This window comes from Enterobacter sp. RHBSTW-00901, from assembly GCF_014103115.1.
Taxonomy (GTDB): Bacteria; Pseudomonadota; Gammaproteobacteria; order Enterobacterales; family Enterobacteriaceae; genus Enterobacter; species Enterobacter cloacae_P.
The window spans coordinates 1,731,788-1,741,590 of sequence record NZ_JABXPB010000001.1 but is presented as its reverse complement, the minus strand read 5'-3'; the positions used below and the strand labels follow the sequence as shown (position 1 = coordinate 1,741,590).

The 9,803-nt window shown below is 45.1% G+C and carries 10 protein-coding genes and 1 pseudogene; 7 read left to right on the top strand and 4 right to left on the bottom strand.

All coding sequences use genetic code 11. From position 1 onward, the window contains the following. Positions 1–673: 673 nt before the first annotated feature. From HV318_RS08335 to HV318_RS08325, 3 genes are read left to right on the top strand one after another with little or no spacing between them, the layout of a single operon-like run. Positions 674–1,210 carry a tetratricopeptide repeat protein gene (locus HV318_RS08335; RefSeq protein WP_182274563.1) on the top strand — a complete coding sequence of 179 codons (537 nt, stop codon included), beginning with the start codon at positions 674–676 and terminating at the stop codon, positions 1,208–1,210. Continuing rightward, positions 1,170–1,748, top strand: a complete 579-nt coding sequence (locus HV318_RS08330; RefSeq protein ID WP_182272376.1) for a sigma-70 family RNA polymerase sigma factor — start codon at positions 1,170–1,172, stop codon at positions 1,746–1,748. The genes HV318_RS08335 and HV318_RS08330 overlap by 41 nt, the downstream gene beginning before the upstream one ends. Next, positions 1,745–2,533: an anti-sigma factor family protein gene (locus HV318_RS08325; protein ID WP_182272375.1), complete on the top strand. Its 789-nt coding sequence runs from the start codon at positions 1,745–1,747 to the stop codon at positions 2,531–2,533. The genes HV318_RS08330 and HV318_RS08325 overlap by 4 nt, the downstream gene beginning before the upstream one ends. Here HV318_RS08325 and HV318_RS08320 read toward each other — a convergent pair. The 3 genes from HV318_RS08320 to HV318_RS08310 all read right to left on the bottom strand — a co-directional run bounded on the left by HV318_RS08320 (position 2,513) and on the right by HV318_RS08310 (position 4,020). After that, a complete protein-coding gene (locus HV318_RS08320) occupies positions 2,513–3,088 on the bottom strand; it encodes a YceI family protein (protein ID WP_182272374.1) in 576 nt (191 codons plus the stop codon). The genes HV318_RS08325 and HV318_RS08320 overlap by 21 nt on opposite strands. 99 nt (positions 3,089–3,187) lie before the next feature. After that, positions 3,188–3,532, bottom strand: coding sequence for a cupin domain-containing protein (locus HV318_RS08315; protein WP_182272373.1), 345 nt, complete (start codon positions 3,530–3,532; stop codon positions 3,188–3,190). A 131-nt stretch (positions 3,533–3,663) separates the two neighbouring features. Next, the gene (locus tag HV318_RS08310; protein ID WP_182274562.1) at positions 3,664–4,020 is read right to left on the bottom strand and encodes a KPN_00521 family repetitive protein; all 357 of its coding nucleotides are present in this window, start codon (positions 4,018–4,020) and stop codon (positions 3,664–3,666) included. Positions 4,021–4,219: 199 nt separating this feature from the next. Here HV318_RS08310 and HV318_RS08305 point away from each other — a divergent pair, with 199 nt between their 5' ends. The 4 genes and pseudogenes from HV318_RS08305 to HV318_RS08295 all read left to right on the top strand — a co-directional run bounded on the left by HV318_RS08305 (position 4,220) and on the right by HV318_RS08295 (position 8,321). Next, positions 4,220–4,753, top strand: coding sequence for a hypothetical protein (locus HV318_RS08305; RefSeq protein ID WP_182272372.1), 534 nt, complete (start codon positions 4,220–4,222; stop codon positions 4,751–4,753). A gap of 121 nt (positions 4,754–4,874) precedes the next feature. Next, positions 4,875–5,267: pseudogene (locus HV318_RS08300) on the top strand (phage polarity suppression protein); the annotation flags it as partial. Between the two features lie 312 nt (positions 5,268–5,579). Then, positions 5,580–6,203: a restriction endonuclease gene (locus HV318_RS24175; RefSeq protein WP_249421796.1), complete on the top strand. Its 624-nt coding sequence runs from the start codon at positions 5,580–5,582 to the stop codon at positions 6,201–6,203. Positions 6,204–6,218: 15 nt separating this feature from the next. Beyond that, complete coding sequence (locus HV318_RS08295) at positions 6,219–8,321, top strand: ATP-binding protein (protein ID WP_249421795.1); 2,103 nt, start codon at positions 6,219–6,221, stop codon at positions 8,319–8,321. Between the two features lie 24 nt (positions 8,322–8,345). Here HV318_RS08295 and HV318_RS08290 read toward each other — a convergent pair whose 3' ends face one another. Beyond that, the gene (locus HV318_RS08290) at positions 8,346–9,533 is read right to left on the bottom strand and encodes an integrase domain-containing protein (protein ID WP_182272370.1); all 1,188 of its coding nucleotides are present in this window, start codon (positions 9,531–9,533) and stop codon (positions 8,346–8,348) included. Positions 9,534–9,803: the final 270 nt, after the last annotated feature.

Below are 9,803 nucleotides of genomic sequence, written 5' to 3'. Positions count from 1 at the left end.
TATTTTGATGAGTAACACGATGATGATTTCTTCAGTGCGAACGAAGCCCGCCAGAATAAAAATTGGCTATACGCGTCCGATATCTATTATTTCCTTCAGATAATATTAAGTTGTTTTTTTCTTCTTTATATAAATCCCTTTAATTCGTAGTGTTATTATTTTTTGTTCGTCTAAAAATGATATAGCTATAAAAATTCAATTACGCAAACCTGATGGAGAGAATAAATATTAATGCAGCAGAGAGGTGGTTTTTTCGTATGTATGACTTTTAACGCCAGGTGTGGCGCGGGGTTGAAGGGGGGTTGGTTCGTGGTGGAGAGAGATTAATTTGCGATAGGGAGTATTTTCTGGTGATGTTAATTTAATTTATTTACACGATCATTTATTGCGGCTTAACCTCCATTTAAGCCGCAATAAATGGAGCGTGGTGTATGATATATTATGTTTGCTATTTTATTTTTAGTTTTTTCGTGACGCGTATTAATATAATCACGCTAATAGTGATTCACTTATTATTCATATGCTGAATGCACTATTGAGAACCAATGTGTAGCCACTCTCCCGGGGATGAATGAGCCCGGTGTGCAGAAAAAATGTTCAGGTGATGAATAAAAACGCGCTACTGCGCGTTAACGCTATGTACACCTACTGTGCATTCACCCTGGAGCAAAATATGAAAACCTTCGCCACCGTCCGCTATCTGGCCGTTCCGGTGCTGTTATTGTTCCTGCATGCCCCACAAGCGCTGGCTATGGGCAATAATAGTACTAATAGTAAAACGCCTGACTGTCCTTCCGGACAGGTGTATGACAGCACCACCCAGAAATGCGTGCCTGATAAAAGCAGCAGTCTTAGCGATCAGGACAAAACTAACTATGCCTACCATCTTGCTAAGAAAGGGGAGTATCAGGCGGCATTAAACCTTCTCAACACCCTGAAAAATAGCAATACGGCAGAAGCCTGGAATTACCGGGGGTACGCCACCCGCAAACTGGGCCGCACGGATGAAGGGATTGGGTATTATCAGCGCTCTCTTGCCCTGAACCCTAACTATGCCAAAGCGCGTGAGTATCTGGGTGAAGCCTGGATGGTAAAAGGACGCCCCGATCTGGCGAAAGAACAGCTGAACGTTATCGCCGGTATTTGTGGCCAAACCTGTGAGGAATATCGTGACCTGCAGGCTGCCATTAACGGACATCCGGAATCCTGAGTTCAACCGTGAGGGTCGTAAAATCACAACCAGTGACGTTCGCCAGCAGCTTGCCGCACACCTCACGCGCCTTTGGCGCTACGGCCTGGTGTTGTCGCATAATCGTGATACGGCGGAAGAACTTGTCCAGTCAACCTGCGTGCGCGCGCTCGAAAAGAGCGCGCAGTTTACGCCAGGCACGCGCATCGACAGGTGGCTGTTTTCTATTCTCCACTCAATATGGATTTCCGACCTGCGTGCGCGTCGGGTTCGCATGGGGCAGGGATTTGTGGAAAGTGACGATCTGGAGGCTCCAGACACGCGTGACCAGGACGATGACAGCCTGCGTTTTCGGCAAATTATGCTGCGGGTTAATGCGCTACCAGAAGCGCAGCGTAATACCGTGTTTTTAGTCTATGTCGAAGGGTTTACCTATCAGGAGGCGGCAGAAACCTTATCGGTACCCGTCGGCACGATTATGAGCCGGTTAGCCACCGCGCGTGCCACGCTGGCAAGGTCGTTTGACCTGCCGCCCTCTGCACAGGAGAAACGCTCTTGAAACCGATTCGTTTTGCGCCCCCGTATAACGACGATGCCATTGTCACCTGGCTGGATGGCGAGATGGAGAGTGAGGATGCACGTCAGTTTGAACAGTGCCTGCGCGGTGACACGCAACTGTCTGCACGAACCGCCGAATTGATGAAAAGCCATCAGGATTATAAAAGTGCCTTTGCGTCCTGGCTGAACGATGCCCCGCTTGCAAGAATGCAGGCCAGGCTGGAGCAACATCTTGCGGAGCACCCTGAACCACGCGCAAGCGTTAGCCGCCGCGCATTGATTGCCGCTTCGCTGAGTTTTTTGGTCTTAGGAAGCGGTCTGGGATATCTGGTGCGCCCGGCATCAGAAAAACAGGATGAAAACGAGCAGATTCGTGATCTGGAGGCGCAATACATGTCGCTTTACAGTGCTGAAACGCTGGTGGATGTCGACAGTGGGGCCGCGTTACTCCAGAAAGGGTTGACCCGTACGATGCAGGATTTAGGGTTACAACTCAATGAACAGCAGCTGATGCTGCCAGGTGCAGAGCTGAAAATGGTGCGTATTCTGCGGTATGAACGAACCTCTATTGCGCAGATTGCCTGGCTTCACAATGATTATGGCCCGATGGCGCTGTGCATCTCCGCAACGGAGCAGGGGAAAACCACACCCGTTCAGGCGGAAAAACGGTACAACATGAACATTGCCTGGTGGAACCGTCGGGGTCATCAGTTTGTCCTGATTGGACGTAACCCCACATCACAACTGCAGGAGACCGCGCAGGCGTTATTGCGCATGATTGGTTGATTCGCGCCCGGGCCGGGCCTGAATATCAATATTGATCGCAATCCGGTCATCGACAACCAGGGCAAAGCGATCCATGTTAAAAGACGCGCGCGAGATAGCCGTAGTGGCATGGAGCGCTAAAAATGCCAGGTTATGCTCTTTGAGCATGACATCCAGAATCACCGGCCGTCGTATCTCTCTCACGTTCAGTGTGCCAAATACCCGAAAATGATCCTTTTGCAGCGTAACTACCCGGTCACTGATAAAGATGATTGTCGGGTAGCGTGCAGCATCAAAAAACATATCGCTTTTGAGTTGCCAGGTGAGCAGACTATTGGATGCCACCAGTGTGGCTACGGGGATCGTGACATGGATCTGGTCGTTGAATTCGTTCGCTGGATCGAGGATGACATCGCCCGTAACCCCTTTGAGCCATGCCTGCGAGAGTATGCCACCGAACGCGCGCCAGGAGAGCACAATTCCTGTTTTTTGCTGGTCAATGGCATAGCGGACAGGGGTTGCATTCACCATCGGGCTAAGCAATATCACAATCAGCAGAGCGATATTACGCATCATCTAAGCATCTCCATCATTCAGGCATTGTATTAACGCCTGACGCAGAGATTTTATTCGCCGCGTAATATCCGAACCGGCCCCGTCGGGCCGGTCCAGGGTTCAGACAATGTGAACAATATCAACGGAGATTTCAACGGCCGGGGTGCTACCGCGATTTTCCAGCCAGTGAATCGTGTTGTGATCTTCAGGCCAGCCCACGCCCGGGCCATAGTCTGTTGCAATGCCATTTCGGTGATCGGTAATGATGCCCTGTAAAATGTAGACAGTGCCGGGACGATCAACATGGTTATGTACCGGGCCAAACACACCTCCCGGATCGATAGTGACCTTACGCATACGAAGCTGACGGCCTTCCATCCCGGCAATTTCAGGGCCCAGGTCAATGCTGGCAAGAAGCTCAACGGTGACGCCACGGGTTTCAGGTGCGACTTCCTTAATGTTCATCTGCGTGTACCTCTCTTCAGGGAATGAAGAATATGCGGTCTTCACGCTTTTATTTTAGCGTTTCCGGTTGGTATGGAAGGAGGACAGGGGAGGTAAATAAAAAAGGCCGCTTGCGCGACCTTTCGGAGGGGTTATTCAGTGACTTTCTTTTCCAGCTCAGCGGCACCCTCTTTGGCCTTATTCCAGCCTTTTTCTGCACTGGCTTTGGTTACGTCCCAGCCTTTCTCGGTACCCTCTTTGGTTTTATGCCAGGCTTTCTGGGAATCTTCGCTGACCTTGCTGCCAAAGCTTTCGCTTTTACCTTCTGCGGCATGCTTTTGTTTCAGCTTCAGCTCTTCACCTTTGTTCTGTTCTTCATGCAGCTTTTGCTTCGCCGTGCTGGCGTGCGCGTTCGCCGTGGCGACGGTATCGTCGGTTGCATGTGTGGTCGCCGCAAAAACAGGAGAAGCCAGCAGAACGGCAGATAATGCGATAATTGTTTTTTTCATCATTTATCCTCAATTAACGTTTTCGTGTTATGAGCGTGATTAAGGATGACATGCGAAATGCGCGGGTGGCTTTAGGAATAGACTGTAAGTGAAGCAGAACGCCACACAGCATGATATTTAGTGACTGGAGGATGTCAGGGGCTGTACAAGTATTGTATCTTACCGTCAGTAACAAAAACTCTTTGCTCAGGAATATGTTATGTTTTCTGGATTGCTGAAAATGCTGCCAACATTTCGAAAGGACAATGTCAAAGACACTGAAAGTCCTTTGAACTATGATGACCTGATTTCTCTGGATGCTGAGACATTGGCTGAAGAAGGGATTGCCGGGGCTTATCAACGCTTGCTGCCTGAGTTAAAAAAACATATCCGCAATCCCGCTCAGATTTATGAGTATATTGATTCTGAAATCCCAGAATACAAAGTGTCGTGTAATGGAGAGGAGTTCACTATATATTCTGCAGAAGTCCCTGGTTCTGAAGAGGAAAGTTGGGCAAGAGCAACATATTCTCTCTTCGTTATTGTTAACGCTCAACTTTGTGACTCAGAGATTACGTTTTTTGCTATTGATGCTGACAACAATCTTTCAGGGATGTTTTTAACCGAGCAAGAAGCAATGGCTGCGCGAAATATCATAAAAAGCGAAGCTGACTGGCCTTATATTCCAACGCTCGATGCTCCTTTTTATGGGCAATATCACGAGGGGAAATCTGCGGGTTGTATGTCGCAGTAAGCGGCTGCAGGGACTTCTGGATAACCCGGTGTCGGATGAGTGCCTGATGATGGCTTAAAATGTGGAAGTACTCAAAAAAGTAGGTGGAAGTAAAACAGGGTGCTTACAATATTATCGACGTAAAAAATGGGAAATTAATCAGGCTGCCGGTCGCTATATTAGCTCGCATGAGGACGTGCAGCGCATCAGCATCCTCAACCGCCTGAATGATTTTATGCAGGCGCACGGCGCAGAGCTGACCGCCTCACTTGCCCCCGAACTAATGGGCTATAACAACCAGCATCCCGCTGTAAAACACTGCGTGATGCAGTATTCGATGGATTACCTGCGTGAAGCGCTGTCAGTGTGGCTGGCTGCCGGTGGAAAAATAAATTATTCCGCACAGGATAATGACATTTTGACAGCCATCGGGTTCAGGCCTGACGTGGCTTCACGGGATGATAATCGTGAAAAATTCACGCCTGCACAAAACCAGAATTACGTCCGAAAACGCGCTGAACTGGCCGCGCAGTAGCCCGTCAAAAAATCCCCGTAAATCCCGCCATTTTCCCTGAATTAAGCCATGCATGTATAAGGTGCATGGTTTTGCATACGTTTTCACGCTCCCGCCCACCTCACCAACGCTAGCTCCGGCGCGGCCTGAGGTCGCCCATGCACCTGCATTAAAAGCGACCCATTAAGCGGGCAGGCGGGGCGGGGAGAGCATTGCGCGCATATGGGACAAATAAAAAAATTATGATGATGAAAATATGCGCAAGATACTAGTTTCTGATACTCGAGATTGATATCTTACTTCTCAAAAGGATATGAGATAAGGAGTGTATAAATGGCTAGGCCGTTACCACTGAATAAAGATTTGATAGTTTGTGTTCCCAGTAATTATTCTAATACCTCAAGAGGGAAGTTTTTCGAGAATTTTTGTGCTGACATACTCCGACGGCAATCGTATAGAATTGATGGCATGGAGGTCAGAAAATCAGGTATGGAAATTGATATTCAGGCCACTCATACACCATCAAATGAAAAACTGTATGTAGAATGTAAATTCATGCAGCAAAAAATTGATTCATCTGTGGTTGATTTGGCATTTTCTCAATCATTTAGATTGAAAGTTAAAAAAATTGCACTTTTTTCAATTTCTGATTTAGGTAAAGATGCTCAGTCAACTCTTGAGGATTATAGACTTGATGACCGTATAGATTATTCGTTTTTTGATAAAAAAGAGATTCTTATATCTATACTGGCAACAGGTAAGGTTGAGGATGTTCCAGAAGATGATATCCCAGCAAAATATACTAGCGCGACTCTATTGGTTCATCCGGAAATAGAAATGACCTGGCTTTTGCAAGAGGTTGAAAATGGTAGCCCTATAAGAGTTGTTCCGTTCGCTATAAACAAAAATAATAAAACCCCAAGTGTCAGTCGTATTAGTGAGATAATAAGGGAGTAAGGGCTTTTTGAAGGGTTGGAAGTTACTGATTTTTACATATTAGCTGAACCAGAAAAAACAATTTCGTCTTCAAGTTTATCTGAAGGTTACGAAAAAGAAATAGTGAGTGAAATAATTCTTGCTGATGATTTTATGGATTATAAACCATGTCAACCTAAAGACTTTGTTGGTAGGGATTATATACAGAAAGAGGTTTGGGATTATCTTGAGAGTGTCAGAGGAAATAGCTCTCAAAGTAGAGTGCTGTCACTGGTAGGCGGTTCAGGAAATGGAAAGTCATCTTTAATAGCAAGGCTCTCTTCAAGATTTAAAAATCAAAAGTGGAAAAACAAATTCTTCCTTACACCTGTAGACGTACGTTCTGCTAGAGGTGGCCGTTTTGTTGCAGAAGCTGTCGTTAAAGCTTTCAGCAGGGCAATCAAAGAAGGTTTTATCGAATATGAGAAACCATTCCTAATCGAAAGTATTACGGATATCATAGGAGCAGAGAGCGTTCAGGAATGTTTAAAATACCTTTCCAAGCATGATAAGGTATTAACAATTTTCTTTGATCAGTTTGAAGAAGTATTTATGAAAGAGGAGTTGTTCGGTCTATTTAAAGAGTTTGAACGATTCGCACTCGATGTCTCTGCATTACAAAGCAATTTAGTTGTAGGATTCTCATGGAGGACTGGTATTACTTTGGGAGATGAAAACCCAGCATATTCCATATGGAATAGACTCAAAGACTATAGGGTTGAAAAGAAACTTGAGCCTTTCGATTTGAAAGACTCATCTAAATTGATTAGCAGTTTTGAGTTGAATACAGGATTTAAATTAAATAAACCTTTACGCACGCGCCTTATTCAGCAAGCTCAAGGTTATCCATGGTTATTGAAGAAGCTTTGCATTCATGTGTTCAAAAAGCTGAAAGGAGGTATCTCACAGGATCAAATGCTGGTTAGCCAATTACAGATCTCTAATTTATTCCATGAGGATTTAGATAGGCCTGAAAAGCAAAATTCATGTTTGAAGTTCGTGGCGAAAAACTTTCCGGTTAGCCAATATGAAGTTACTAAAGAGTTTGGGAGTGATACTGTCTTAGAGCTAATTTCAGATAGAATGGTGATTAAAACAGGTGAGAAATTATCAGTATATTGGGATGTTTTTCGAGATTACTTGAAAGGAAATGATCTCCCGGTTATACCATGGTCGTATATGCCATCAACATCCCCGAAGATGGTTTTGCTAATTCTGGATGTTGTAAATTCATTCAAAACTATTAGCTTGGATGAACTGCAAAACAAACTCGATTATAGTCGAGGAACATTAATAAATGTTTTAATGGATTTGCAATATTTTGTTCTCATAGACAGAGATTCTAATGGGAATATAGTTTGCAAGCAGACAATAACAAATGTCCCGGAGTTTCTCCGTGAGCATTTTAAGAGTCATAGTGTTTTGTTGGAATTGGCGGAGAATATAGTTGAAGCTGATTTAAGAAGGGTGCCTATCGATAAGTATGAATCTATAATAGCACGTACCTATAAGAATAAAGATGGTGGTTATCCTAAGTCCTATAGTTCACGATTATTGGCTTGGTTACAATATACAGGGCTAATAGCGGTTATCGGAAAGTCTGTCGTTATATACGATGGTGAGTTGTTTTCTCCAGCATTTGGGGCTATTGATCTTGATAAAAGAGGTGCTCGTAATAGAAGAGGATCGCTCTTCTTGGCTGCCACTTCACCAGAAAAAACACTCGAAGTTGCTGAGTATTTGTGTGAAAATAAAAGGATGAGCCATACGTTTATTCAAGCTAATAAGCATAGAAATGCAGTGCAAGATTTAATTTCTCTTGGTTTTTGTTCTCGGCAAGATGATGGTGTAGTGATAAATAACAAAATAGAAATCATATTAGAAAGCATCACTCTTAAAAGGGCTTTGGCTAGACTAGTCACTGAATCGCCAGCTATTAAAATATTAAATGCCTATGTAAATAAATTTGGCGATGATGATAAGAAAATGATGGGGGCAGCACTAGCAAAAGAACTAGAGAGGACGTGGACACCAGCATCCACTACAAGATATATTTATGCTTTAATGAGATATCGAAACTTCTCTGTGGAAACTTTGTGATTATTAAAACATAGGGCGACAGCCCTATGTTTTTACTTTCGTACCCCACCATGACATCAATTCTTTACGTTGCTCTAAATAAATAGAACGATTGTAAGCCCGCCGTACTTCATTTTTATCTATATGTGCTAAAGCTGCTTCTATAATATCAGAATTAAAACCAGCCTCGTTCAATGCGGTACTAGCGATAGAACGAAGTCCATGAGCAACGAGTTTGCCGCCATAACCAATTCGTTTAAGAGCTGCATTAGCAGTCTGGCTATTCATTGCCTGTCTGGGGTTATTCCTGCTAGGGAATAAATGTTCACGGTGAGAACTTATAGATTTCATCACTTCCAGAATCTCTAATGCTTGTGGAGATAGAGGCACGATATGCTCACGCTTAGCCTTCATGCGCTCGGCTGGGATTATCCAGAGTTTTGAATCGAGATCGATCTCTGCCCACCGAGCGCCTGAGGCCTCAGAAGGACGTACCAGAGTTAGGAGCTGCCATTCAATTAGGCAGCGAGTGGAAACAGAGAGATTCGACATAACCAAAGAACGCATGAGTTTTGGTAATTCTTCAGGGCGTAGCGTCGGCATGTTTTGCTTTTTGGGTTTCTCAAATGCCATACCAACACCTGATGCTGGGTTAGTATCAATCAAGCCGGTGTTGATAGCATAAATCATTATCTCATTGATGCGTTGCACCAATCGACGCACAGTCTCAAGCGCTCCACGAGCTTTAATTGGCTCAAGCGCTTCTACCAATGTTCGGGCTTTGATTTGCTGAACGGGGATCTCACCGATGGCAGGGAATACATCTTTCACCAGTGAGCGCCAAATGTCTTTTGCATAATCAGGGGTAACGCTTTTGCTTTTGAGCTGAAACCAGTTAGCGGTCACCGTCGAAAAAATGCTGTCCAGAGCGATTTGCTGCTGTTCCTCTGCAACTTCAACTTGAATTTGCGGGTCGATTCCATTGGCTAATAATGCAAGGTAGTTCGCTCTTAACCCTCGAGCATCAGCAAGCGAAAGGGCGGGGAATGCACCGAGCCCCATCAATGTCCGCTGCTTTGTTGCCGGACGTTGATAACGGAAACGCCAGAGCCTTTTTCCACTGGTTTTCACTATCAGGAAAAGCCCATCGCCATCATGCAGCGTTAGATCCCTCTCTAACACTTTAGCGCGCAGAACTTCGGTGTTGGTCAGAGGGCGTGCTGTCCGTGCCACTGTGGCCGCTAGGAATTGGTACACGTTTAGGTATACATCCTACTGTATACCTAAACGTGTACCAATTCTCTCTGGATTCAGGCGGATGTTCTCGGACAACGACAGGCACAAAAAAGCCCACAGGGCTTGCGCCGTGCGGGCTCTTAGGACTTCATCGGATGACTCTGGTAATCACCGATGGAGAATTTTGGTGGGCTGGCGGAGTCTGAATAAAATCTGCAACTGATTGTTTATTTATGTTTTTTCTTAATTCAACTTTCATTGGTATAC

Coding starts and splice junctions, on each gene's coding strand:
- HV318_RS08335 (WP_182274563.1), top strand. CDS start 674: ATGAAAACCTTCGCCACCGTCCGCTATCTGGCCGTTCCGGTGCTGTTA.
- HV318_RS08320 (WP_182272374.1), bottom strand. CDS start 3,088: ATGATGCGTAATATCGCTCTGCTGATTGTGATATTGCTTAGCCCGATG.
- HV318_RS08315 (WP_182272373.1), bottom strand. CDS start 3,532: ATGAACATTAAGGAAGTCGCACCTGAAACCCGTGGCGTCACCGTTGAG.
- HV318_RS08310 (WP_182274562.1), bottom strand. CDS start 4,020: ATGAAAAAAACAATTATCGCATTATCTGCCGTTCTGCTGGCTTCTCCT.
- HV318_RS08305 (WP_182272372.1), top strand. CDS start 4,220: ATGTTTTCTGGATTGCTGAAAATGCTGCCAACATTTCGAAAGGACAAT.
- HV318_RS24175 (WP_249421796.1), top strand. CDS start 5,580: ATGGCTAGGCCGTTACCACTGAATAAAGATTTGATAGTTTGTGTTCCC.